Origin of the sequence: Kytococcus schroeteri (assembly GCF_002847825.1) — a bacterium.
Classification (GTDB): Bacteria; Actinomycetota; Actinomycetes; order Actinomycetales; family Dermatophilaceae; genus Kytococcus; species Kytococcus schroeteri.
Window position 1 is genome coordinate 1 of sequence record NZ_PKIZ01000022.1, and the last position, 24,344, is coordinate 24,344.

Consider the following 24,344-nt stretch of genomic DNA (forward strand, 5'->3'; position numbering starts at 1 on the left):
CCGAGGGGGTAGAAGTCCTCAGATCATGCCCGGGACCTCGACCCCTACCCCCAAGCACCCACGCTCAACTCCGAAGAGCCAGCTACCGGGACCTGGAGGACGCCAGTACTCGATCCACGAGTGCTGGGGCGATCCGGGCGACGGTGCTGCGGCAGATCAGGACCACGGACCGTCTCGATCCTGTGCAGGAGGACTCACCGGCGCTGGAGTACGACCTGTGGGAGGTGCGTGTCGACGAGGCCCCCGGGGCCGATGCCACGCCCAGGTCGTTGGTGGTCGCCCAGGTGGCGAACACAGCGAACCAGAGCCACAGCGGTCCCGGGCCCCGGTTGCAGGAGGGTGCACGGGGAGTGCTCGTTCTGGGGACGGCGATGTCGGACGAGTGGGTCCACCCGGAGTTCGGCTGGGTCTACTACCCGGTGGCCTTCTACGGGGAGGAGGGGAAGGGCCAGCTGCGCGACCGGGCCACGGAGCGACTGGCTGCAGCGAGCCCCCAGGGAAAGACGGTGGACGAGGTGCTGCGCGAGGCCAACCAGGGCGTGACCTTCCACGCGTCGACGATGACGGACTGACCTGCTGCACCCGGGCGCCCAGCCATGAGGAGGCCCCCACCGCGGTGCGGTGGGGGCCTCCTTCGTCGTCGAGGGGGTCAGCCCTGCTGGTTCTTCAGCGCGGCGAGGCGGGCCTCCACCTCGGCGGACTTGGTGGAGTCCTCGAGCTGCTCGAACTGGCCCTCCAGCGTCGCGGACTGGGCCTCCTGACGGCCCTGCACCAGCGCCTCCTGGCGGCGCACCTTCTCGTCGAAGCGCCCCAGCTCGGAGGACGGGTCGAGGATGGAGATCGAGCCCATCGCGTCGGACACCTGCTGCTGCGCCTCGGCGGTCCGGGCGCGGGCCACGAGGGCGTCGCGGCGGGACTTCAGCTCGTCCAGCTTGGAGCGCATCTCGACCAGGCCCTGCTTGAGGGTCTCGACCGTCTGGCGCTGCTGGGTGATCATCGGCTCGGCGGTGCTCACGTCGCCCTCGAAGCCGATCTGCTTCTCGATGGCGGCCTTGGCCAGGTTGTCGAACTTGTCCGCCTCGGCGGTCTGGCCGGCGGCGCGCAGGCGGTCGGCCTCGGTGGAGGCGGCGGCGGCCTTGCGGCCCCAGTCGGCAGCCACCTTCTGGTCCTGCTCGAGGTCCTGCTCGGCCATGCGCAGGCCGGCGATGGTCTGCGCCACGGCCTCCTCCGCGTCGGCGATGGCGTTGGTGTAGTCCCGCACCATCTGGTCGAGCATCTTCTCGGGGTCCTCGGCGCGGTCGAGGATCGCGTTGATGTTCGCGCGCGCCAGCGTGCTGATGCGGCCGATGATCGTCTGCTTCTGAACCATGAGGTGTTCCTCTCCTGCCGCGGGGCGCGGCGTCCGTTCGCTCGGTCGTCAGTCTGTCCTACAGGGCCTGCGGGCGCCAGCACAGCCGCAGGGGTCGGTGGGGAGGGGACTCAGAAGCGGCCGCCGCCGCCGAAGCCACCGCCGGAGCTGTCCCCGATGCCGCCGAAGCCGCCCCCGCCGCCTGAGGAGTGGCCGCCGCCGAAGCCCCCTCCGTACCCTCCGCCGCCGAACCCGCCGGAGAGGATGCCGCCCAGCACCAGGGAGCCCACGTCGATGCCCCCGTAGCCGCCGCGGCGACCGCCGTAGCCCCCACCGAAGGGGCCACCGGGGCCACCCCCGAAGGGCCCCTGCTGCAGGTCGTCCTCGGCGGCGGTCCGCGCGGACTCGATGAGGCGCTCGGCCTGGTCGAGCAGGCCGCCCGCACCCTGCGGGTCGGAGCCCAGCTGGGCCTCGGCGGCGTCGAGCAGGCGCCCGGCCTCGGAGATCTCGGTGCGGGCCCGACCACCCACGGCCCCGCGACGGGTGCGGATGAACTCGTCGACGCTCGCATGGGCGGCGCGGAGTCGGGTCAGGCGCTGGCCCACCGTCCCGGCGACCCGCTGGCGGTGGTCGTCGGCGGTCCGGGCCGGTTCGAGGGCGGCGTCGATGGCCTCCTCCGCGGCGGTGAGCTCGGCCAGGGCCGCCAGCGGGTCGCCCCCGGAGTGGCTCCCCTCGGCCTGGGCGATCGCGCGACGGGCGCGGTCCACCAGCGGGGCCAAGGCGGCGTCACCCGGGCGCAGCCGCTCGGCATCGGCGATGTCCTGCGAGATCGACCCGATGGCGCGGGCGAGCTCGTGCTGCGAGTTCTCCAGGGTCTGCCGGGCGCCGTCCACCTGGTCGAGCAGGTCGGCGGCCTGGCCGAGGGCGTCCTCACCGGTGCGGGCGGCCGTCACCGCGGTGCGACGGTCGCTGCCGGTGAGGGCCTTCTGCCCGTTGGTGGCCGCCTGGCGCGCCGAGGCGATGAGGCGCTCGGCCTGCTCGATGTTGCCCGCGACGGTGCCCAGGGTGCGCGGGTCGTAGCTCACCTGCAGGGCGCGCAGCTGCTCGCGGGCGCCGGGCAGCCGGCCCTCGAGCTCGTCGGCCCGGGCGGGGATGCCCTGCAGCACCTCCGGGGCCCGGGCCTCCAGGTCGCGCAGCTGCTCGAACTTCTCACCCTGGGCGTGCAGGGTGGCCAGTGCCTCACCGGCCAGGTCGTCGATGCGCTCCAGGGTGCCGCGCTGGGACTCCTCGGTGGCACCGGAGCGCAGGGCCTCGTCCACCTGCTGCTTGAGCGCGAAGGCCTCGGAGGCTCGACTCCGCGCGGCCTGCACCGCGTCCTCGAACTCCTGCGTGGCCTGCGCGCCGAACTGGGCGCGGGAGTACCGCACCTCCTCGTCGGCCGAGCGCACGGCGTCGTCCACCTGCACGAGGCGCTCGGACACGCGGTGCGCGACCTGCTCGGTGGTCTCGCCGGTGCCCTGGGCGTCGGCGGGCGCCGTGGAGGGCTGCGGTGCGCGGCGGCCGCGCCGCCCCATCCGCGTGAGCATGACGACACCACCCACCAGGAAAGGGGCCGCCAGGAGCCAGACCGGGAAGCCGGTGCCACCGCCGGCGCCCGAGTCCCCGCCGCCGCCGGCGAGGTCGCCGGTGGCCGCGTCCTCGAAGCCGCGCACGGCACCCTCGACGGCGCCGTCCCAGTCGTCCTTGCCCAGGGCGGGCTCCACGTACTCGGTCTCGATGGTCGAACCCTCGGCCTGGCTCACGGTGCCCGTCCCGCCGTACATGCCGTAGCGGCGCTGGTCGGTGGCCACTGCCAGGATCGCGTCCTTGGAGCCGAGCCCGGAGGCGTCGAAGGTCTGCTTGGCCCAGGTCTCCCCGTCGACGGCCTGGCCGGAGGAGTCGGTGAACTCCTCCACGTAGACCACGAAGAGCTGGAGGCCGTGCTCGGAGCGCAACTGCTGGAGCTCCCGCTGGAGTCCCTTCTCGTCCTTCAGCACGCCTGCGTCGTCGACGAGCTGGTCGGGCAGGTCCATCGGCTGGGTGGCCGGGAGGGCGCGCGTTCCCGTCACCACCGTCGTCGCGGGCCGGGCGCCGTGCGGGGTGGCCACGGCCGAGGCGGGCGCGAGGGCCGGCACAACGGCCGAGCCGGCCAGGCTGACGGCCAGGATCCCCCCGGCGAGACGCCCACCGCCTCGGCGGGCGTGGGGCGTGCGGACGGACGAGGAGCGCTGTCGGTGGGCCACGGGGTCGATCCTCACCGAGCCACGGCGTGGACGCAACATCGCACGCCGCCGGTCCACAGGGGTCCGGACCCGGGGCCGACGGGGTGTCGGTGGTGGCACCTACCCTTGGCGTGTGCCCGATGCCGTGACGCCTCAGCCCGCCCCCGCCACCACCCCCGCCGACCAGGACGCCGCACCGCCCCTGGGCGGGTTGCTGGCACAGGTGGCCGCCTCGCCCTGCTTGGCGCGGATGCTGGAGATCCACCGCCGCGGGGACGCCGAGGTGGACCTCACGGCCGTGCCCGGGGTGCGGCCGTGGGTGGCCGCGGCGCTGGCCCGTGAGATGGAGGCCGACGGGGGCGTGGTGCTGCTCGTGACCGCCACCGGCCGCGAGTCCGAGGACCTCGCGGCCAGTCTGCGCTCGGTGCTGCCGCCCTCGTCGGTGGTGGTCTTCCCGAGCTGGGAGACCCTGCCGCACGAGCGGCTCAGCCCGCGCAGCGACACCGTCGGCCAGCGCCTGGCGGTGCTGCGGAGGCTGGCCCACCCGGGCCGCGACGACCACGACGGCCCGGTCCGCGTGGTCATCGCGGCGGTGCGCTCGCTGCTGCAGCCGATCCCCACCGGCCTGGGCGACCTGGAGCCGGTCTCGGTGCAGGCCGGTCAGGAGCGCGGCCTCGAGGAGGTGGCCCAGGCCCTCGTGGCGGCCGCCTACACCCGCACCGACCTGGTGGAGAAGCGCGGTGAGTTCGCCGTGCGCGGCGGCATCCTCGACGTCTTCCCGCCCACCGAGGACCACCCGCTGCGCCTGGAGTTCTGGGGCGACGAGGTGGAGGAGGTGCGCTGGTTCCGGGTGGCCGACCAGCGCTCGCTGGAGGTCGCGCCCGGCGGGCTGTGGGCCCCGCCGTGCCGCGAGCTGCTGCTCACCCCCGAGGTGCGCGAGCGCGCCGCACGCCTGGTCCCGGAGCTGCCGGGCGTGGCCGACATGCTCGAGGCGGTGGCCGCCGGCGTGGCCACCGAGGGCATGGAGTCGCTCACCCCGGTGCTCGTGGACGGCATGGAGACCCTGCTCGACGTGCTGCCCGCCGGGTCGCGGCTGCTCGTGAGCGACCCCGAGCGCATCCGCCGCCGCGCGGCCGACCTCGTGACCACCTCGCAGGAGTTCCTCACCGCCGGGTGGTCCTCGGCGGCGGCCGGCGGGCAGGTGCCGGTGGACCTGGCCGCAGCACTGGGGGAGGGCGCCTACCGGGAGCTCGCCCAGATCCGCGAGCATGCGCTGGAGACCACCGGGTGGTGGGCGCTCTCGCCGTTCGCCCCGGACCTGGACACGCTCGACGACGACGCCACCCACCTGCGCCTGGACGCCGAGGAGGTGCCGAGCTACCGCGGTGAGCCGGACCGCGCCGTGACGGACGTGCGCGCGGCGCTGGCCGCGGGGCGGCGCGTGGTGCTGCTCACCGACGGGCCGGGCCTGGCCAAGCGCCTCGCCGAGGTGCTCGGCGAGGCCGAGGTGGGTGCCCGCCTCGTGGTGGCCCCCGGGCCCGAGGGACCCGCGGGCGTGGCCGAGATCTGCACCGCCTCGTGGGGGCCGGGCGTCAGCCTGCCCTCGGTGGGCCAGGGGCTCGTCGTGGTCTCCGAGCAGGACCTCACCGGGCAGGCCGTCAAGGGCTCCACCAAGGACATGCGCCGTATGCCCTCGCGCCGCCGGAAGATGGTGGACCCGCTGCAGCTCAACCCGGGTGACTTCATCGTGCACGAGCAGCACGGCGTGGGACGCTTCGTGGAGATGGTGCAGCGCCAGGTGGGTGGGGCCACCCGGGAGTACCTCGTGGTGGAGTACGCCTCCTCCAAGCGTGGTCAGCCGGCCGACCGGCTCTTCGTGCCCACCGACCAGCTCGACCAGATCACCCGCTACGTCGGCGGCGAGGCACCCACGCTCAACAAGCTCGGCGGCTCGGACTGGTCCAAGACCAAGTCCCGGGCGCGCAAGCACGTCAAGGAGATCGCCAACGAGCTCATCCAGCTCTACTCGGCGCGCATGGCCACTCAGGGGCACGCCTTCGCCCCGGACTCGCCCTGGCAGCGGGAGCTCGAGGACGCCTTCGCCTACGTGGAGACGCCCGACCAGCTCTCCACCATCGACGAGGTGAAGGCCGACATGGAGAAGTCGGTGCCCATGGACCGCCTGCTGTGCGGCGACGTGGGCTACGGCAAGACCGAGATCGCGGTGCGCGCCGCGTTCAAGGCCATCCAGGACTCCAAGCAGGTGGCCGTGCTCGTGCCCACCACCCTGCTGGTGCAGCAGCACCTGCAGACCTTCAGCGAGCGCTACCAGCAGTTCCCCGTCACCGTGCGGGCCCTCTCGCGCTTCACCCCGGACTCCGAGGTGGAGCAGACCCTCGAGGGGCTCAAGGACGGGTCGGTTGACCTCGTCATCGGGACCCACCGACTGCTCAGCCCCTCGGTGCGCTTCAAGGACCTGGGCCTGGTCATCATCGACGAGGAGCAGCGCTTCGGCGTGGAGCACAAGGAGCAGCTCAAGACGCTGCGCACCGCGGTGGACGTGCTGGCCATGTCGGCCACGCCCATCCCGCGCACCCTGGAGATGGCGGTCACCGGCATCCGCGAGATGTCCACGCTGGCCACTCCGCCGGAGGAGCGCCACCCCGTGCTCACCTACGTGGGCGCCTACGAGGAGAAGCAGATCGCCGCGGCCATCCACCGCGAGCTGCTGCGCGAGGGGCAGGTCTTCTTCGTGCACAACAAGGTGGCCACCATCGACAAGGTGGCCGCCCGGCTGCGCGAGCTCGTGCCCGAGGCGCGGGTGGAGGTGGCCCACGGCCAGATGGGGGAGCACCGGCTGGAGCAGGTGGTCACCGACTTCTGGGAGCGCAAGTTCGACGTGCTCGTCTCCACCACCATCGTGGAGACCGGCCTGGACATCGCCAACGCGAACACGCTCATCCTCGACCGGGCGGACACCTTCGGCCTCTCGCAGCTGCACCAGTTGCGCGGCCGCGTGGGGCGTGGCCGGGAGCGCGCGTACGCCTACTTCCTCTACCCGCCGGAGAAGCCGCTCACCGAGACCGCGCACGACCGCCTGCGCACCATCGCCAGCCACACCGACCTGGGGGCCGGTATGCAGGTGGCGATGAAGGACCTCGAGATCCGCGGCGCCGGCAACCTGCTGGGCGGCGAGCAGTCCGGGCACATCGCCGGGGTGGGCTTCGACCTGTACGTCCGGATGGTGGGCGAGGCCGTGGCCCGCGCCAAGGAGGGCGACGAGGGCGACGGCGAGCCCACGGAGATCAAGGTGGAGCTGCCGGTGGACGCCCACCTGCCGCACGACTACGTGCCGGGGGAGCGCCTGCGCCTGGAGGTCTACAAGAAGCTGGCCGGAGTGCGCGACGACGCGGAGCTCGACGACATCGTGGCCGAGGTCACCGACCGCTACGGCACCCCGCCGCAGCCGGTGGAGGCCCTCTTCGCGGTGGCGCGCCTGCGCACCCTGGCGCGGCGTGCCGGGGTGGCCGAGATCTCCGCGATGGGGTCCAAGGTGCGCTTCGCGCCGGTGGAGCTGCGCGAGAGCCAGGAGCTGCGCCTGCTGCGCATGTATCCCGGCACCGTGGTGAAGCCCGCCCTGGGCGTGCTCCTGGTGCCCACGCCGAAGACCGCCAAGGTGGGCGGCCAGCCGCTGCGTGACGCCGAGGTGCTGGAGTGGGCCGGGCAGCTGCTGCGGGCGGTGCTGCTCGACGACATCGCGCAGGGGCAGGCATGAGCGGCGAACAGCGCGGCGACGGTGCGACGGCGGCACCCGGCGCCTCGCTGGCGCGGGTGGTGGAGCTCATGGCGCGGCTGCACGCACCGGACGGGTGCGCGTGGTCCCGTGCCCAGACCCACGCGTCCCTCGCCCCCTATGCCACCGAGGAGGCCGCCGAGGTCCGCGAGGCCATCGACGAGGGCGACCCCCAGCACCTCTGCGAGGAGCTGGGCGACCTGCTGTGGCAGGTGGTGGTCCACTCCCAGCTGGCCAGCGCGGCAGGGCAGTTCACCATCGACGACGTGGTGGCCACGCTGGAGGCCAAGGTGGTGCGCCGCCACCCCCACGTGTTCGACCCGGAGGTGCCCAACGTGGCCACCGCCGAGGAGGTGGTGCCGATCTACCAGGCGGCGAAGGCCCGCGAGAAGGCCGCGCGGCACCAGTAGGCTCACCCCCGGACCGCACGCACCCCGCGCGCGGCGCACCCCGTCCTGAGCACCCACGAGGAGCACACCTTGGCACTCATCGAAGGAATCCACGCCCGCGAGATCCTCGACTCCCGCGGCAACCCGACCGTCGAGGTCGAGGTGATGCTGGAGGACGGCACCGTCTCCCGTGCGGCCGTCCCGTCGGGCGCCTCCACCGGGCAGTTCGAGGCCGTGGAGCGTCGTGACGGCGACTCCGGCCGTTACCTGGGCAAGGGCGTGGAGCAGGCCGTGGAGGCCGTGATCGACGAGATCGCCCCCCGCCTGGTGGGCGAGGAAGCCTCGGACCAGCGCCTCATCGACGCCGACATGCTGGCCCTGGACGGCACCGACAACAAGGGCGAGCTGGGGGCCAACGCCATCCTCGGCGTCTCCCTGGCCGTGGCCAACGCCGCCGCCATGTCCGCCGACCTGCCGATCTTCCGCTACGTGGGCGGCCCGAACGCCCACGTGCTGCCGGTGCCGATGATGAACATCCTCAACGGTGGCTCCCACGCGGACTCCAACGTGGACATCCAGGAGTTCATGATCGCCCCGATCGGTGCGCCGACCTTCCGCGAGGCGCTGCGCTGGGGCACCGAGGTCTACCACGCGCTGAAGGCCGTGCTGAAGGAGAAGGGCCTGTCCACCGGGCTGGGCGACGAGGGTGGCTTCGCGCCGAACCTGGAGTCCAATCGCGCCGCCCTGGACCTCATCGCCGAAGCCGTGGAGAAGGCCGGCTACACCCTGGGCAAGGACATCGCCCTGGCCCTGGACGTGGCCGCCAGCGAGTTCGCCGAGAAGGGCTCGTACACCTTCGAGGGCGAGCAGCGCACCGCCGAGCAGATGGTGGAGTACTACTCCGAGCTCGTGGACGCCTACCCGCTGGTCTCCATCGAGGATCCGCTGGACGAGGAGGACTGGGAGGGCTGGAAGGCCATCACCGCCGCCCTGGGCGACAAGGTCCAGCTGGTGGGCGACGACCTGTTCGTCACCAATCCCACCCGCCTGCAGCGCGGCATCGACGAGCAGGCCGGCAACGCCCTGCTGGTCAAGGTCAACCAGATCGGTTCGCTCACCGAGACCCTGGACGCGGTCTCCCTGGCGGCCCGCAACGGCTACGCCTCGATGATGTCGCACCGTTCGGGCGAGACCGAGGACGTCACCATCGCCCACCTGGCGGTGGCCACCAACTGCGGCCAGATCAAGACCGGTGCCCCGGCCCGCTCCGAGCGTGTGGCCAAGTACAACGAGCTGCTCCGCATCGAGGAGGAGCTCGACGACGCCGGCGTGTACGCCGGTGCGTCGGCCTTCCAGCGCTTCAAGGGCTGACACCCGCGTCACCGCACCGGCCGCTCGGACCCTCGGGTCCGGGCGGCCGGTCGTCGTCGGGGAGCGGGTGGGGGACCGGCGCGAGGTGTGCCCGGTGCGGCAGAATAGGGGGATGGCCCCCGGACACCCGCGCACCCCGCGACGAGCTCCCGGCTCCGCGCGCCGCGGTGCCCAGGTGGCCCTGATGGGAGCCACCCCGTGGCGCGGCGTGGCGCTGCTCGTGACGGTGCTGCTGGCCGCGTGGATCGCGGTGCCGCCCTTCGCCGGGTGGTGGACGCAGCGCGCGGAGATCCGGCAGACGCTGCAGGAGTCGGTGCAGGAGAAGGACCGCACGCGCGAACTGATGGCCCAGCGTGACGAGTTGCGCGACGACGAGCACCTGCGCCAGCTGGCCCGCACCCGCCTGGACTACGCCGAGCCCGGCGAGAAGCGCTACCACGTGCTCACCGACGGCGAGGTGGCCCAGGCCGGGCACGACGCCGGGTCCGGTGGCAGGGCCGCCTGGTACGAGCAGGTGTGGGGCTCGGTGGAGCAGTCCGCCCAGGGTGTCTCCGTGGAGCCCCAGCCTGCCGAGGAACCGGCCCCCGAGCCGGGCTCCCCGGCCCCCAGCGACCCCGTCCGTGAGGTGGAGCAGCCGGTGCCCGACGGGGTGCCGAGCCTCATCACCGAGGACGGCTTCGACCCCGCAGACATCCCGGCCTCCGACCTGCAGGGCGGCGAGGAGAAGCCGGCAGCCGAAGGAGCACAGTGATCGACCAGTTGACCTTCCCCGGGCCGAGCGAGCCCACCGAGGACGACCTGCGCACGGTGGAGGGCCAGCTGGGCCGTCTGCCGCGCGGTGTGGTGTCCGTGGCCCACCGGTGCCCCTGCGGCTGCCCCACGGTGGTGCAGACCGAGCCGCGCCTGCCCGACGGCACGCCCTTCCCGACGACCTTCTACGCCACGTGCCCACGCCTGACGGGTGCGATCTCCACGCTGGAGACCACCGGTCTCATGGCCGAGATGACGCAGCGCCTGGCCGACGACCCCGAGCTGGCGACGGCCTACGAGGCCGCCCACGAGCACTACCTGGCCGCCCGCCGGGCACTGGGCGTGGTGGAGGAGATCGACCACGTGAGCGCCGGCGGCATGCCCACGCGCGTGAAGTGCCTGCACGTGCTCGTGGCCCACTCCCTGGCCGCCGGGCCCGGCGTGAACCCGCTCGGCGACGAGGCCCTGGAGGCGCTCGACCCGTGGTGGCACACCGGGTGCTGCGCGGACGCCATCGCGGCCCGGGGCGAGCGGTGAGCGCCGCGCAGCCCGGGCGGGGCAGGCGCGTCGCCGCCGTCGACTGCGGCACCAACTCCATCCGCCTGCTCGTGCTCGAGGCCCACCTGCGCGACGGCGTGGTGGTGGCCGGCGAGCAGCCCCACCGGGAGAACCGCATCGTGCGCCTGGGACAGGGCGTGGACGCCACCGGGCGCATCGCCCCGGACGCGATGGAGCGCACCGTGGCCGCCGCCGCGGACTACGCCGCCCTCTGCGCCGAGCACGCCGTGGAGCAGGTGCGCTTCGTGGCCACCTCGGCCAGCCGCGACGCAGAGAACGCCGCCGAGTTCACCGCCGCCATCGCCGCGGTGTTCGCCGAGCACGGGTTCACCACCGCCCCGGAGGTCATCTCCGGCGACGAGGAGGCACGCCTGAGCTTCCTCGGGGCCACCGGGCCGCTGCGCGCCCGTGGGGTGCCGGGGCCCTTCCTCGTGGTGGACCTCGGGGGTGGCTCCACGGAGTTCGTCCTCGGTGACGAGGCCGTGCAGGCCGCGCGCTCGGTGGACATGGGCAGCGTGCGCCTCACCGAGCGCCACCTGCACTCCGACCCGCCCACCCCGCAGGAGGTGGCCGCGGCGCTGGAGGACGTGGACGCCGGCATCGACCTGGCCGCCGAGGTGGTGGACCTCTCGGCCGTCACCACGCTGGTGGGCGTGGCCGGGACCATCACCACCACCACGGCGCACGCTCTGGGACTGCCGGAGTACGACCGCGCCGCCATCGACGGGGTCACCCTGCCGGTCGATCAGGTGCGTGCGGCCGCCCGGGACCTCACGGCGCGGAGTCGTGCGCAACGGGGCGAGCTGCCCTACCTGCACCCGGGGCGGGTGGACGTCATCGGCGCCGGGGCGCTGGTGTGGCAGCGCGTCGTCCAGCGCGTGGAGCAGGCCGCCGGCATCACCACCGTGACGGTCAGCGAGTCCGACATCCTGGACGGCACGGCCCTGGACATGGCGGCGCGGCACCTATCCTGAGTCCGCCCTCGTGGCCCAACTGGCAGAGGCAGGCCACTTAAAATGGCTCACGGTGCGGGTTCGAGTCCCGTCGAGGGCACGGAATCCCCCCGGCCCGCCCGGCGTTGACCCCAGCGACGGACGCCGACCGCCCCGGCGGCGACCCGACGTCCCCGAAGGAGACACACCCATGGCTTTCAACCCCACCATGAACCGCGTGGAGAAGGAGAGCCGTTCCGGGCAGCCCCGGTACGGCCAGTACGCCGACTTCGACGCGGCCCCGCAGTACGGGCAGGCCACGTACGGCCAGCAGCAGTACGCCCAGGCACCCTACGGGCAGCAGTACGCCGGCATGGAGCAGGCCTACGCCGCGCCGGCCGTCGACCAGGGCCGCACCGGCCGGGTCAGCCTCGACGACGTGTTCGTGAAGACCGCCGTGCTCTTCGGCATCGTGCTCGCGGCGGCCGCGGGCACGTGGGTCGTCGTCGGGGCGCAGCCCCAGCTGGCCATGGTGGTCTGGCTGGCCGGCATGTTCGGATCGCTGCTGCTGAGCTTCGTCATCGGGTTCATGAAGACGGTCAACGTGCCGCTGATCCTCCTGCACGCGGTGTTGCAGGGCGCCTTCATCGGTGCGGTGAGCGCCACCTACGAGTCCCTCCAGGACGGCATCGTGGCCACCGCCGTGGTGGCCACCGTGGGCACCTTCGCCGCCATGCTGCTGGGGTGGAAGGTCGGCCTGGTCAAGGTGAGCAGCCGCGCCATGCGCATCTTCGGCCTCATCGCCCTGGGCTACCTCGTGTTCCAGCTGGTCAACCTCGGGTTCGCCTTCTTCGCCGGGGCCAGCATCTACTCCACCGGCCTCGGCTGGATCGTGGCCCTGGTGGGTGTCGCCCTGGCGGCCTACTCCCTGGCCATCGACTTCGAGACCGTGCAGCGCAGCGTGGCCTCCGGCATGCCGCAGAAGTACTCGTGGCTGCTGGCCCACGGCCTCATCGCCTCGCTGGTGTGGCTGTACATCGAGATCCTGCGCCTGCTGTACGTCCTGCGCTCCAACGACTGACGCAGCGGCAGCCCGCGGGTCCGCCCGCACGCGACGGAGCCCCCGCCGACCAGCTGGTCGACGGGGGCTCCGTCGCGGGGAGCGCTGAGCTCAGGCGCGGCGACGGCCGGCCACGACCAGGCCGGCGCCGGCCAGCAGCGCGGCCACGGCGCCACCGACGGCCGCCGGGGCGGTGGAACGGCCCTGCGCACCGGTGTCCACGATGGGGCCCTGAGCGCCCACCTCGGGCACGTCGGGGTCCTCCGGGGTGTACGGCGAGTTCTGCTTGAGGTACGCGCGGAAGGCGTCGATGTCCAGGCCACCGAAGTACACGTCGCGGCCCTCGGCGAAGGTCGGGAAGCCGTCGCCGCCACCGGCCAGGAAGTTGTTGGTCACGACGCGGTAGGTGCGCGAGTCGTCGTTCGGCACGCGCTCACCGTCGATCATCACCGTGCCCTCCACCAGCTGCGGGGTCTCGGCGTCGTCCACGCCGTAGGTGAAGCCCGCCGAGGTCTGCAGGACCTTGGGCTGGCCAGCGTTCTCGCCGCTCCACTGCTCGGTGAGGATGTCGTGGATCTGGCGGCCCGTGAGGTCCATGGACACCAGGTAGTTGTTGAACGGCTGGGCGCTGAACGCCTCCTCCATGGTGACCTTGCCGTCGGTGCGGCCGTCGGCGCCGGCCTGGTCCAGCTCCGGCACGCGGATGCCGCCGGGGTTCATGAAGGCCACCACCGGCTCCTTGCCGCCGGTCACCACGGACTCGTCGGCCAGCTGGGCGTCGGCGATCATGCGGCCCAGCGAGGAGACGCCGAAGGCGTAGCGGTCGTGGGAGACCTGCGCGGTCACGGTGCCCAGCACCTCGTCGGCGATGGTGCCCACCACGGCCTTGTAGCGCTCAACGATCTCGGCCACCTCGGCATCGGGCGTGACGTCCTGGCTCACCTCCACCTGGGTGGCCTTCGCGGAGCCGGGCACCACGTCCTTCGTCCGCGGGTCGAGCTTCATCCGCACGTCGGTGAGCAGCTGGCCGTAGTTGCCGGACTGGGTGATGAGGCGGCCGTCCACGGTCGTCACGTAGGTCTGGTGCGTGTGGCCGGAGACGATGGCGTCGTACTCGGGGTCCAGCTGGGCGTTGAAGTCCATGACGTCGCCGGAGACGTTCTTGCCGTCCTGGGACTCGCCGCCCTCGTGGATGACGGCCACCATGGCCTCCACGCCCTGCTTCTTGAGCTCGGGCACGAGCTCGTTGGCGCGCTGGGCCGAGTCCACGAAGTCCACGTCCTTGATGCCCTCGGCCGAGACGATGTCCGGGGTGGTGTCCAGGCCCAGGCCCACGTAGGCCACCTTGACGCCGTCGTACTCCTCGATGACGTAGCTGGGCAGCATGGACTCGCCGCTGTCCTTCCACAGGACGTTCGCCGCCAGGAAGGGGAACTGGGCGCCGGCGAAGGGCTGGTCGGGCAGCGGGCAGGAGTTGCGGCCGCCCTCGCCGTCGCCGTCGTCCTTGCAGCCGCCCTTCTGCATGCGCAGCAGCTCGGTGGTGCCCTGGTCGAACTCGTGGTTGCCCACGGCCACGGCGGTGAGGTCCATCTGGGAGAGGACGTCGATGGTGGGCTCGTCGCGGAACGCCGCGGAGAGGAAGGGCGAGGCGCCGATGCTGTCGCCGCCGACCACGGTGGCGGTGTGCTCCTGGCCCTCGCGGAGGCGGTCGAGGTGCGCGGCCATGTTGGCGGCGCCACCGGCCTTGGAGGGGTCCTCCGGGGCCTCGATGTTGCCGTGGAAGTCGTTGAACGACAGGATCTGCAGCTCGACCTCGCCGGACGTGGGGGCGGGGGCGGTCTGGGCGGCGGGGGCCAGCGCCACGAGCAGCGCGGCCGAGAGGCCCAAGGGGGCGGTGCGACGGAACATGTCTCTCCAAGGACGGGGTGGATGTGTGCCCGCGCAGTGTGCCCAGCCCGTGTGAACCGGTGGTGAACCGCGAGAATGCGCAGCATGACGACCGTGCCGGAGCCCCTCCAGACCGAGCTCGCCCGCGCCCGCCGCATCGCCGCACGGGCCACCGTGGACCCCGCGTGGGTGGAGGGTGCCGCCGCCCTGGCGCAGGAGTGGGCCGATGCCGAGGCCGCCGCCCACGGCTGGCCCCCCGCCCCGGTGCGCGTGCCCTCGGTGGCGGCGCTGCCGGACGTGCTGGCCGCCGTCGCCCGCGGCGTGGTGGCGGGGCAGCACGCCACCCCGGACGCCGGCGAGGTCGGTGACCGCCTGGCCACCGACCTCGCCGCACTGCGCCGCCGTGCGGGCGCCTGACCTCAGCTGAGGCGCTCCAGGATCATCGCCATGCCCTGGCCGCCGCCCACGCACATCGACTCCATGGCGAACTGGGCGTCGCGCTCCTGCATCGCGTTGATGAGCGTGGTGGTGATGCGCGCGCCGGTCATGCCGAAGGGGTGGCCCAGCGCGATGGCGCCGCCGTGCACGTTGAGCTTGTCCAGGTCCATGCCCAGGTCGTCGGCGCTGGGGAGCACCTGCGCGGCGAAGGCCTCGTTGATCTCGTAGAGGTCCAGGTCGCCGATGGACATGCCGGCCCGGGCCATCGCCTGGCGGCACGCCTCCACCGGCCCCAGGCCCATCACCTCGGGGGAGAGCGCGGAGACACCCGTGGACACGATGCGGGCCAGCGGCGTCAGCCCCAGCTCCTTGGCCTTCGTGTCGCTCATGACCACCAGGGCGGCGGCGCCGTCGTTGAGCGGGCAGCAGTTGCCCGCGGTCACGGTGCCGTCCTCGCGGAAGACCGGCTGCAGGCCCTGCAGCTTCTCCAGCGTGGTGCCGAAGCGGGGGCCGTCGTCGGTGGCGTGGGTGGTGCCGTCGGGCAGGGTCACCGGGGTGATCTCACGGGCCAGGATGCCGGCCTCGATGGCGGCCTGCGCCCGGTTCTGGCTGGTGACGCCCCACTCGTCCTGGCGCTCGCGGCTCACGCCTCGGGAGGTGGCCACGTTCTCGGCGGTCTGCCCCATCGCGATGTAGACGTCCGGCAACAGCCCCTCGGCGCGCGGGTCGGTCCACGGGGTGTTCTCGGCGGCGATGCGCTCGGTGCGCTCGCGGGCCTCGGCGAAGCGCGGGTTCTGCCACGCCACCTTGGACATGCCTGCCCCGGTGAAGTCCGCGTAGCGGCTCACGCACTCCACGCCGCCGGAGACGAACACGTCGCCCTCGCCGGCCTTGATGGCGTGCATGGCCATGCGGGTGGTCTGCAGGCTGGAGGAGCAGAAGCGGTTGACCGTGGCGCCCGGCAGGTGGTCCATGCCGGCCAGCACGGACACCACGCGGGCCATGTTGGACCCGTGCTCGCCCCACGGCTCGGCGCAGCCCAGGTAGAAGTCGTCGATCTCGCGCGGGTCGAGCTCGGGCACCTGCGCCAGCGCGGCGGTCACCATCTGGGCGGCGAGGTCGTCGGGTCGCACCTCGGTGAGGCTGCCCTTGAAGGCGCGCCCGATGGGGGAGCGGGTGGCGGCGACGATGACGGCTTCGGGCATGGGGTGACTCCTGGTCCTCGATGCGGTGCGGACGCGTGCGTCCGGCGTCATCCTAGGCAGAGGGCGTGACCTGGGTCACGGGCGGGGCTCCTCCGCCGGCCGGGCGGGGGCCGCGGTGTCCGCGTCGTCACCGGGGTCGCGCCGCCGGCGCTGCACCAGGGCGCGCAGGCGCCCTCGGCCACCCTCGGCGGGCCTGACCTCGGTGCCCTCGTGCGCGGCGGCCCGCAGGGCGGCCTGCTCCAGGCTCAGCGGCACCCCGCGCTCCACCACCGCGCCGGCGGCACGGCGTTCGTCGCGCTCGCTCACCGGCAGGCCGAGGGCGTCGAGCAGCGAGGGCACGAGCACCTGGGCAGCCCGCTTGTACCCGCGGGCCGAGGGGTGGAAGCGGTCGGTGTGGAACATCGCGTCGGGGTCGTCGAGGAAGGCGCGCGTGGTGAGCGCGCCCAGGGACACGGTGCGCCCGCCGCACTCCACTACGGCGACGGTCTGCCGGGCGGCGTAGCGGCGGGAGCGGGCCTGCATGATCCACCGCAGCGGCTGGCCGAGGGAGGCGATCATCCCGAAGTCCGGGCAGGTGGCCACCACCACCTCGGCGCCGGCGGCCCGGAGCCGCAGCACGGTGCGCCGCAGCTCCACCAGGCAGGCCGACAAGTCGGCGTTCTTGGCGATGTCGTTGCCGCCGATGCTCAGCAGCACGAGGTCGGGTCGGGGGAACTTCCGCAGGGCGCGGTCCACCTGCTCGCCCAGCCCCACGGAGGTGACGCCGTTGACGGCCACGCTCTCCAGGTAGACGGGGCGGCCGGAGATGGCGGCGATGCGGCGCGCGCACCGGGCGCCGATGGTCTGCGCGGGGCGCTGGGCGCCCACCCCGTTGGCCACCGAGTCGCCCATCATCACGAACTCCCAGGGCGACTCCACCTCGTCGCGCTGGTGGCCGCCGGACGGCGTGTAGACGCCGTTCTCGTCCGGCGCGTTGCCGGGCGATCCGTCCGAGAGGCGGCTGGCCTGCCACAGCTCCACCCCCAGCGTGCCGACGGTGGCCAGCGCGGCGGTGGCCAGGCCCCACCCCACGGCCGGTGCCCGGCGCGCCAGGGCGGCGCGCGCCTCGTCCCACGTGCTCACGCTGCCTCCCGCAGGCGCTCCAGTCCGTCGTCGAGGGAGACCGCCGGACGCCAGCCGAGCGCCGTGTGGGTCTCCCGCTGGGAGAACCAGTGCGCGGTGGTGAGTTGTTCCACGAGGAAGTGCGTGAGCGGCGGCTCGGTGATGGGGTGCACGTGCTGGCTGGCGGCCACCGCGGCGTCCACGAGGTGACCGACGCCCCCGGCGGGGGTGGTGGGCACGTGCAGCCGGGGCAGCGGGGCGCCGTGGGCCCGCAGGATGCCGGCGATCAGCTCGCCCACCGGGCGCGGCTCGTCGTTGGTCACCACGAACGCCCGGCCGTGGGCGGAGTGCTCGCCGCGGGGGAGGGCCAGGGCGTCGAGCGCGGCCACGAGGGCGTCGCGGGCGTTGTCCACGTAGGTGGAGTCCACCAGGGCCGCCCCGTCGCCCACCCACGGCAGGCGCCCGGCGCGGGCGCGCTCCACGATGCGGCCCACCAGCTGGGTGTCGCCGGGGCCCCACACCAGGTGCGGGCGGACGGCCGTCACCGCCGTCGAGGGGGAGTCCGCGGCCAGCGTGAGCAGCTCCGCGGCGGCCTTGGTGCGCGCGTAGCTCCCGCGGGCACGGCGCGGGTCGGCGGGCTCGGCGCCCACCCCCACCAGCGCGCTACCGGCGTGCGCCACCGAGGGCGAGCTGGTGTGCACGAAGCGCGCCACCCCCTCGCGCCGGGCCGCCTGGAGCAGCAGCCGGGTGCCGGTGACGTTGGTGCGCTCGAACTCCGCGAGCGGACCCACCACGTCCACCTTGGCGGCCAGGTGCACCACGGCCTCCTGTCCGGCCACGGCGCGCTGCACCGCCTCGGGATCGTCCACGCTGCCGAGCACCTCCCGCAGGCCGCTGGACGACGGGCGCCGCTGCATCACGGTCACCTCGTCACCCCGCGCGGCCAGGGCACGCGCCACAGCACCCCCGAGCATCCCGGAGGCGCCGGTCACCAGCACCCGCGTCACGGCCGGAAACCCACCCGGTCGACGCGGCCCAGCAGGCGGGCCGGGGCGGCGGCCACGCGGCGCAGGCGCTGCGGCAGGCTGCGGTTGCCGTCGCCGGCAAGCACCTCCTGCGCCCAGTCGGCCAGGGCGGCGCGGTCGATCTTCGAGGCGTGGCGGATGTCCACCGGCAGGCTCCCGCGCACCAGCACGGCCGCGACCGGTGCGGCGCCCGGCCCCTGCTGGGCGGCGGCCCGCACGGTGGCGGCGAACTCGGCGGAGGCCACTGGGGAGGCGGCGTGCAACCGCAGGTCGGCCCCCTCGTCGGGGCGCACCACCACGGCCACGCGCTGACCGCCCGCGGGTCCCACGCCCACCACGGCGGCCTGGGCCACGCCCTCGAGGGCCTCCACGCGGGACTCGATGCCGCCGGGGGCCACCGGGCCGTCGGCGGTGGTCACGGTGTGGATGCCGCGCCCCTCCACCCAGAGCCGGCCCGCGGCGTCGAGGTGGCCCACGTCGCCGGTCCGGTGCCAGCCGGCCGGGTGGGCGGTGGCGTGCTGCGTGCCCCAGAGGCGGTCGTAGTGGCTCTTGAGGTGCGGTGCGCTGGCCACCACCTCGCCCACCACCCCGGCCTCGGTGGTCAGCGCGTCGTCCCCGGCGGGGGTACCCGCGGCGTCCAAGGGGGCGATGCGCAGCTCTACGCCGGGCACCGGGCGGCCCACGCACACGCCGGCGTTGGCGGAGCGGTCGGCCGGATCCACGGTGCGCGGGTCCACGACGGTCAGGGGCAGGGCCTCGGTCATGCCGTAGGGCGTCACGGTGGACGCGGCCGGAGCCAGCCGGCGCACCTGCTCCAGCAGCTCCACCGGCACCGGGGCACCGGCGGACATCACCATGCGCACACCGGTCAGCGGGGCGGCGGTGGCCTCGTGCGTGGCCACCACGTTGCGCAGGGCGGCCGGAGAGGCGAACACGACGTCGGCGTGCACCGCGTGCACCGCATCGGCCAGGGCCGCGGCGGTGAGCGTGTCGGGCTGCGTGACGTCCATGTCCGGCACGGCCGAGGTCATGCCCAGGGCCGGACCGTAGAGCGCGAACGGCGCGAAGGCCGCCACCAGCGACTCCCCGGCGCGCAGCTCCAGCGCCGCCTCGATGACGTCGCGCTGCGCCAGCAGCTGCCGGTGGCGGTAGACCACGCCCTTGGGCGGGCCGGTGGCCCCGGAGGTGAACAGCACGGCGGCCTCGTCGTCCAGGGCCGGGCGGCCGAGGTCGGTGGTGTCGCCCTCGCCGGCGCGCTCCACGGCCGCCAGGGTGAGGTCGGCGTCCGCCAGCCGGCCCGCCGCGCGGGCGGCCACGGCACGCACACCGGCGGCCTCGGGCTCCACCACCACGCGCTCGGCCTCCACGCCGAGACCGCGGGCCACGGCGAGCCCGGCGGGGATGCCCACCACCAGCTGCGGGTCCGCGGCGCGCAGGGCCCGCGCCATCGGACGCACGCCCAGACCGGCGTCGGCCACCACCACGGCGCCCCCGGCCCGCCACACGGCGTAGACCAGCACGGTCAGGTCGATGCCGGGCGGCACGAGCACCGCCACCCGCGTGCCGCGCTGCACGCCGTGGCGGCGCAAGCCGTGGGCCAGGCGCTCCACGCGCTGCTCGAGCTCCCCGGCGGTCACGGTGCGCCCGGCCCCGGTGAGTTCCACCACCGCGGGGGCCCCGGGCTCGCGGGCCGCCCACTCGGTGAGCCGCGACCACAGGACCGTGCCGTCCGGGCGGCCGGTGCCGGCGTCGTCCACCGGGCGGGCGCTCCCGCGGGCGGCGGGGTCGGTGAGCCACGCCCAGGCCATGCCCACGCCCTCGGGGGCGTCCTCGAGCACCAGGTGCGACGCAGTGCCGAAGCGGTGCACGTCGGCATCGGGGAAGCGCTCCAGCAGGTCGCGCAGGTAGCGGTCGGTGAAGACCGGGTCCTGCGCGCCCCAGAGCACCAGGGCGGGCACGTCGAGGGCGGCGGCGCCGGCGGCCACCTCCTCGAGCGTCGCGCGCGAGGGGTGGTCGGGCTCCAGCGGGATGTCGGCCACGAAGTCGCCCACCGCGCGGCGCCGGTCGCGGCGCACGTACGGGGAGGCCAGCGCGCGGGCGTCGGCCGTCTCGGGGCCGGGACGCCCCACCCACGAGGCGGCGTGCACGAAGGTCGGGGTGTCCACCGTGGCCAGTCGGTGCAGGCGGGCGGCGCGCGCTGCCCGGATGCCCGGGGGCACCCGGTCGTCCGGCTGCCACAGCGCGGTGTTGGTGATGACCGCCGAGGCGATCCGCCCCGGGTGCCGCGCGGCCCAGCCCAGCCCGATGGCGCCGCCCCAGTCGTGCACCATCACCGAGACCGGCAGGTCGCCGTGCTCGCCGCCGAGGACGCCCAGCTGCGCCATCGCCTCGTCCAGGTCGTCGATGCGGTCGCGCAGGCGCCGCGTGGTGCCCGAGCGCTCGCTGTGGCCCATGCCCACGTGGTCCACGGCCACCACGCGCCAGTCGGCCGGGGCGTGCCCCAGCACCCGGCGCCACAGGTACGACCAGGTGGGGTTGCCGTGCACGCACACCAGCACGTGCCGTACGGCGGCAGGGTCGGCGCCGGCGGCCACCATCGCGGGGGAGTGGGTGTCCAGCACGGCCATCCGGGCCGCGGGAAGGTCGCCGCGGGCGGGCAGCTGCAGGTGGTGCTGCCAGCGGGGGTCCACCCCGGGCAGCCCGGTCAGGGGGGTCGCGCGGTCGCCGGTGGCCGGGGGCACGGGGCTCACCACTCGATCTCGGCGCAGCAGGCGTTCAGGCCCGACCCGATCCCCATGAGCAGCAGGCGGTCGCCGCGTTCCAGCTGCGGGGCCTCCATCGCCAGGGTGAACGGCACGGCCGCCGGACCCAGGTTGCCGAACCGGGGGAAGGTCCGCGGCACCTTCGCGCCGTCCAGCCCGAGGCGGTCGCAGACCTGCTCGGTGTGCACGGTGGAGACCTGGTGGATCACGTAGCGGTCCATGTCCTGCCAGTCGAACTCCTCCCGCGCGTCGGCCCACAGCGCCTCGGAGAGCGCGATGCCGGCGTCCTGCAGGGCCACCGAGTCGGTGGTCATGCGGTCGAAGTCGCCCACGCACAGCTCGTGGTGCTCGGTGGCCGCGCGGGAGACGCCGCCGACGAAGCGGTGCCCCTCGGGGTGCTGGTCGGTGCGTCCCAGCACCATCGCGGCCGCGCCGGAGCCCAGGGTGAGCGTCGCCAGCTGCTGCAGCACGTCGTCGGCCGTCGCGTCCTCGCGCTCCAGACGGGCCAGCGTGCGCTCCTGCGTGGCGCGGCTGGTCTCGGCGTTCACCACCAGGGCGTACTCGATCTGCCCGGAGTCGATCATCGCGGCGGCGATCTGCATGCCGTTGACGAAGCCCAGGCAGGCGTTGGTGACGTCGAAGTTCATGGCGCTGCGCGGCATCCCCAGGGCGTCGTGCACGCGCACCGCGGTGGACGGCTCGAGGTGGTCACGGCTCACCGAGGTGTTGACCATGAGGCCCACCTGCTCGGGCCTGATGCCGGCGTCCACCATCGCGCGGCGGCCCGCCTCGGCGGCGGCCTCGGTGAAGTGCACGTCCTGCGGCCACCACCGGCGCTCCTTGACGCCCACCAGGCGCGAGAGCACGCCGGGCACCAGCCTGTTGCGGCGCAGGGTGTCCATGATGCGTTCGTCGAACTCCGCCGAGGTGCGGACCTCTGGGGCCGGGAGTCCGGTGACCGAGAGGATCGAGGTGTTGCTGTGGCGGAAGGTGGCGTTGCCGGGCATGCGAGATCGAAGAACCTTTCAGTGGGAGCCGCGCCAGTCTTTCACGCAGCCTGGGACCGCGCTCTCCGCCGGTGGTCGTGGGGCATACCCTCCGGACATGGAGACCAACGGGGTGGCGATGCAGTGGCGGGGGCTCACCAAGGCCTTCAGCGGCCAGGTGGCGGTGGCGGGGGTGGACCTCGACGTGCCGCGCGGGGCCGTGATGGGGCTCGTGGGCCCCAACGGTGCGGGCAAGACGACGGCGCTCTCGATGGCCACCGGCCTGCTGCGCCCCGACGCCGGCGCGGTGCAGGTGCTCGGCCACGACGTGTGGTCCGCGCCGCACGAGGCGAAGGCCCTGCTCGGGGTGCTGCCCGACGGGCTGCGACTCTTCGACCGCCTCTCCGGCCAGGAGCTGCTGACCTACGTGGGGCGCCTGCGGGGCATGGACGAGGTCACCACCACCGAGCGCACCGGGCAGCTGCTCGCCGCGCTCGGGCTGGAGCCGGCCGCCCACAAGATGGTGGTGGACTACTCGGCCGGCATGACCAAGAAGATCGGCTTGGCCTGCGCCCTGCTCCACGCCCCGCGGGTACTCGTGCTCGACGAGCCGCTCGAGGCGGTGGACCCCGTCTCGGCGCAGGGCATCCGCGATCTCCTGGCCGACTACGCGGCCGGTGGCGGCACCGTGGTCATCTCCAGCCACGTCATGGAGCTCGTGGAGTCCCTCTGCTCGCACGTGGCGATCATGGCCGAGGGGCACCTGCTCGTCTCCGGGACGGTGGAGCAGGTGCGTGGCGGTGACTCCCTGCAGTCCACCTTCATCCGCCTCGTCGGTGGAGGGCGCGAGTACGGGGAGGGCCTGTCGTGGTTGCGCTCCTGATCCGCCTCAAGTGGACCCTGCTCAAGGCCGGCTTCCGGCGCAACGGGTGGGCCCTGGCCGGCTTCGTCCTGGGCACCCTGCTGGGCCTGGCGCTCGCGGTGGGTGCGTGCGTGGCCCTGGCCTCGATGCGGGGCCTGGCCCCGGACCTCGCGGCCGAGCTGGTCACCGTGGTGCTGGCGGCCCTGTCCTTCGGTGTGGTGCTGGTGCCCCTGGTCTCCACCGGTGTGGACGACACGCTCGACCCCAGCCGGTTCGCCCTGCTGCCGGTGACCTCCCGCCAGCTCCTCCCGGGTCTCGTGGTGGGCTCGCTCGTGGGCATCACGGGGCCGGTGCTCGGGCTCGGCGCGGCGGGCGCCGTCATCGGGCTGGCGCGCGGGCCGGTGCTCGTGGCGGCGTCGGTGGTGGCCGCGCTGCTGTGGGGGCTCACCACCATCGTGCTGCGCAGCGCGGCCGCGGCGGGCATGAGTGCACCGGGCACCCCCCGCTGGGTCCGTGACCTCGCGATGGGGGTGGGCGTGCTCCTGGCGGCCAGCACCGGGCTGCTGTCCAACCTCCTCACGGTCGGGGTCGACTCGGCCGAGGCGCTCCGCCACCGGCTCGACCTGGTCACGCAGGTGGTGGGCTGGACACCCTTCGGCCTGCCGTGGGCGGCCGTCGCGGACCTGGAGGCGGGCCGGTGGGCCGCGGCGGGTCTGCGGGGCGTCGTGGGGCTGGGGGTGCTGGGCCTGCTCCTGTGGTGGTGGGAGAGGTCCGTCGCCGGGCGCCTGGTGTCACCGCTGGAGGAGACCGGGTCGGGTCACGACGTGCACCTGGGCCGTCTCGCGCGGCTCGCCCCCGTCACGCCCGCCGGCGGGGTGATGCTGCGCAGCCTGCTCAACTGGCGCCGCGACCCCCGCTACGTCATGAACTTCGCGATGGCGGTGCTCATGCCGGTGCTCGCGGTGGGGCCCATGCTGCTGCAGGGCCTGTCGACCGACGCCTCGCCGCTGCTGCCGTACGCCGGGTGCGCGGTGGTGCTCTCCTTCGCCATGGTCACGATGCAGGACACGAGTTACGACGGGTCGGCCTTCTGGCTGCACGTCTCCTCGGGGATGCGCGGCTGGCAGGACCGGTGGGGCCGCTTCCTGGCGGTGGTCACCGTGGCCGCGCCGCTCGTCGTGGCCACCGTGCTGCTGGGGTGCGCCCTCAGTGGCCGGTGGGACCAGCTGCCCAACGCCCTGGGCGTGTCCCTGGGCCTGCTCGCGGTGGGGTGCGGGCTCGGTCAGGTGACGAGCGCGTTGTGGCAGTTCCCCGCGCCGCAGGCCGGGGCCAACCAGTTCTCCACCCCGCCGGGCAGCACGTTGGCCACCCTCTTGGCGATGGTCGTGGTCTGGATCGGCCTGGGCGTGGTGGCCGGAGGCGCGGTGGCCCTGTGGTTCGCCACCCGCGACCACGGGTGGGTCCACCAGCTGGTCGGGCCGACCGTGCTCTCGGTGGGGGCCCTGGCGGCCTGGGCCGGCGTCGTGGGCTCGGGCCGCTGGCTCGAGCGCCGTTGGCCGGACGTGCTGGCTGCCGTCACCGAGAAGGGCGCCTGACCGGCACGTCCCGGACGAGGG

General features: G+C 74.1%; 19 protein-coding genes and 1 tRNA gene. 12 read left to right on the top strand and 8 right to left on the bottom strand.

Annotated elements, in window-relative coordinates:
- Nucleotides 1–371 precede the first annotated feature (371 nt).
- Nucleotides 372–572 carry a hypothetical protein gene (locus tag CYJ76_RS12250; RefSeq protein ID WP_141495059.1) on the top strand — a complete coding sequence of 67 codons (201 nt, stop codon included), beginning with the start codon at nucleotides 372–374 and terminating at the stop codon, nucleotides 570–572.
- A 77-nt stretch (nucleotides 573–649) separates the two neighbouring features.
- Here CYJ76_RS12250 and CYJ76_RS10130 read toward each other — a convergent pair whose 3' ends face one another.
- The gene (locus CYJ76_RS10130) at nucleotides 650–1,369 is read right to left on the bottom strand and encodes a PspA/IM30 family protein (protein WP_070705621.1); all 720 of its coding nucleotides are present in this window, start codon (nucleotides 1,367–1,369) and stop codon (nucleotides 650–652) included.
- A gap of 110 nt (nucleotides 1,370–1,479) precedes the next feature.
- Nucleotides 1,480–3,630, bottom strand: a complete 2,151-nt coding sequence (locus CYJ76_RS10135; protein ID WP_168168494.1) for a TPM domain-containing protein — start codon at nucleotides 3,628–3,630, stop codon at nucleotides 1,480–1,482.
- A gap of 229 nt (nucleotides 3,631–3,859) precedes the next feature.
- Between CYJ76_RS10135 and mfd the strand changes: the two genes are divergently transcribed.
- The 8 genes from mfd (at nucleotide 3,860) to CYJ76_RS10175 (ending at nucleotide 12,483) form a co-directional block, all read left to right on the top strand.
- Complete coding sequence (gene mfd / locus CYJ76_RS10140; RefSeq protein WP_101850030.1) at nucleotides 3,860–7,384, top strand: transcription-repair coupling factor; 3,525 nt, start codon at nucleotides 3,860–3,862, stop codon at nucleotides 7,382–7,384.
- Complete coding sequence (locus tag CYJ76_RS10145; protein ID WP_070705619.1) at nucleotides 7,381–7,812, top strand: MazG nucleotide pyrophosphohydrolase domain-containing protein; 432 nt, start codon at nucleotides 7,381–7,383, stop codon at nucleotides 7,810–7,812. The genes mfd and CYJ76_RS10145 overlap by 4 nt, the downstream gene beginning before the upstream one ends.
- A gap of 69 nt (nucleotides 7,813–7,881) precedes the next feature.
- A complete protein-coding gene (gene eno / locus CYJ76_RS10150; protein ID WP_101850025.1) occupies nucleotides 7,882–9,162 on the top strand; it encodes a phosphopyruvate hydratase in 1,281 nt (426 codons plus the stop codon).
- 184 nt (nucleotides 9,163–9,346) lie between these two features.
- Nucleotides 9,347–9,913 (top strand): FtsB family cell division protein, encoded by a 567-nt coding sequence (locus tag CYJ76_RS10155; RefSeq protein ID WP_070705617.1) that lies wholly within the window; start codon nucleotides 9,347–9,349, stop codon nucleotides 9,911–9,913.
- Entirely contained in the window at nucleotides 9,910–10,449 is a 540-nt protein-coding gene (locus tag CYJ76_RS10160) for a DUF501 domain-containing protein (protein ID WP_070705616.1), read from the top strand. The genes CYJ76_RS10155 and CYJ76_RS10160 overlap by 4 nt, the downstream gene beginning before the upstream one ends.
- Nucleotides 10,446–11,444 (top strand): Ppx/GppA phosphatase family protein, encoded by a 999-nt coding sequence (locus tag CYJ76_RS10165; RefSeq protein ID WP_101850031.1) that lies wholly within the window; start codon nucleotides 10,446–10,448, stop codon nucleotides 11,442–11,444. Before CYJ76_RS10160 ends, CYJ76_RS10165 begins: the two co-directional genes overlap by 4 nt.
- A 4-nt stretch (nucleotides 11,445–11,448) precedes the next feature.
- Nucleotides 11,449–11,523, top strand: a tRNA-Leu gene (locus CYJ76_RS10170).
- 90 nt (nucleotides 11,524–11,613) lie between these two features.
- On the top strand, nucleotides 11,614–12,483 hold the full coding sequence (locus CYJ76_RS10175) for a Bax inhibitor-1/YccA family protein (protein ID WP_101850026.1): 870 nt from the start codon (nucleotides 11,614–11,616) through the stop codon (nucleotides 12,481–12,483).
- A gap of 90 nt (nucleotides 12,484–12,573) precedes the next feature.
- On the opposite strand, the gene CYJ76_RS10180 is transcribed toward CYJ76_RS10175, so the two are convergent.
- Nucleotides 12,574–14,370 carry a bifunctional metallophosphatase/5'-nucleotidase gene (locus CYJ76_RS10180; protein WP_101850027.1) on the bottom strand — a complete coding sequence of 599 codons (1,797 nt, stop codon included), beginning with the start codon at nucleotides 14,368–14,370 and terminating at the stop codon, nucleotides 12,574–12,576.
- 84 nt (nucleotides 14,371–14,454) lie between these two features.
- Here CYJ76_RS10180 and CYJ76_RS12550 point away from each other — a divergent pair, with 84 nt between their 5' ends.
- Nucleotides 14,455–14,766 carry a hypothetical protein gene (locus tag CYJ76_RS12550; RefSeq protein ID WP_180802281.1) on the top strand — a complete coding sequence of 104 codons (312 nt, stop codon included), beginning with the start codon at nucleotides 14,455–14,457 and terminating at the stop codon, nucleotides 14,764–14,766.
- 2 nt (nucleotides 14,767–14,768) lie between these two features.
- On the opposite strand, the gene CYJ76_RS10190 is transcribed toward CYJ76_RS12550, so the two are convergent.
- The 5 genes from CYJ76_RS10190 to CYJ76_RS10210 form a co-directional block, all read right to left on the bottom strand.
- Nucleotides 14,769–15,992 (bottom strand): acetyl-CoA C-acetyltransferase, encoded by a 1,224-nt coding sequence (locus tag CYJ76_RS10190; protein WP_070705431.1) that lies wholly within the window; start codon nucleotides 15,990–15,992, stop codon nucleotides 14,769–14,771.
- A 75-nt stretch (nucleotides 15,993–16,067) separates the two neighbouring features.
- Complete coding sequence (locus CYJ76_RS10195) at nucleotides 16,068–17,114, bottom strand: SGNH/GDSL hydrolase family protein (RefSeq protein WP_083323612.1); 1,047 nt, start codon at nucleotides 17,112–17,114, stop codon at nucleotides 16,068–16,070.
- Complete coding sequence (locus CYJ76_RS10200) at nucleotides 17,111–18,067, bottom strand: NAD-dependent epimerase/dehydratase family protein (RefSeq protein ID WP_238138222.1); 957 nt, start codon at nucleotides 18,065–18,067, stop codon at nucleotides 17,111–17,113. Before CYJ76_RS10200 ends, CYJ76_RS10195 begins: the two co-directional genes overlap by 4 nt.
- A gap of 29 nt (nucleotides 18,068–18,096) precedes the next feature.
- Nucleotides 18,097–20,868, bottom strand: coding sequence for an alpha/beta fold hydrolase (locus tag CYJ76_RS10205; RefSeq protein WP_238138221.1), 2,772 nt, complete (start codon nucleotides 20,866–20,868; stop codon nucleotides 18,097–18,099).
- Nucleotides 20,865–21,887, bottom strand: coding sequence for a 3-oxoacyl-ACP synthase III (locus CYJ76_RS10210; RefSeq protein WP_070705048.1), 1,023 nt, complete (start codon nucleotides 21,885–21,887; stop codon nucleotides 20,865–20,867). Before CYJ76_RS10210 ends, CYJ76_RS10205 begins: the two co-directional genes overlap by 4 nt.
- Nucleotides 21,888–21,984: 97 nt before the next feature.
- On the opposite strand from CYJ76_RS10210, the gene CYJ76_RS10215 reads away from it, so the two are divergent.
- Together CYJ76_RS10215 and CYJ76_RS10220 are read left to right on the top strand one after the other, a co-directional pair.
- Nucleotides 21,985–22,749 (top strand): ABC transporter ATP-binding protein, encoded by a 765-nt coding sequence (locus CYJ76_RS10215; RefSeq protein WP_070705045.1) that lies wholly within the window; start codon nucleotides 21,985–21,987, stop codon nucleotides 22,747–22,749.
- Nucleotides 22,734–24,323: a hypothetical protein gene (locus CYJ76_RS10220; RefSeq protein WP_070705042.1), complete on the top strand. Its 1,590-nt coding sequence runs from the start codon at nucleotides 22,734–22,736 to the stop codon at nucleotides 24,321–24,323. Before CYJ76_RS10215 ends, CYJ76_RS10220 begins: the two co-directional genes overlap by 16 nt.
- Nucleotides 24,324–24,344 lie beyond the last annotated feature (21 nt).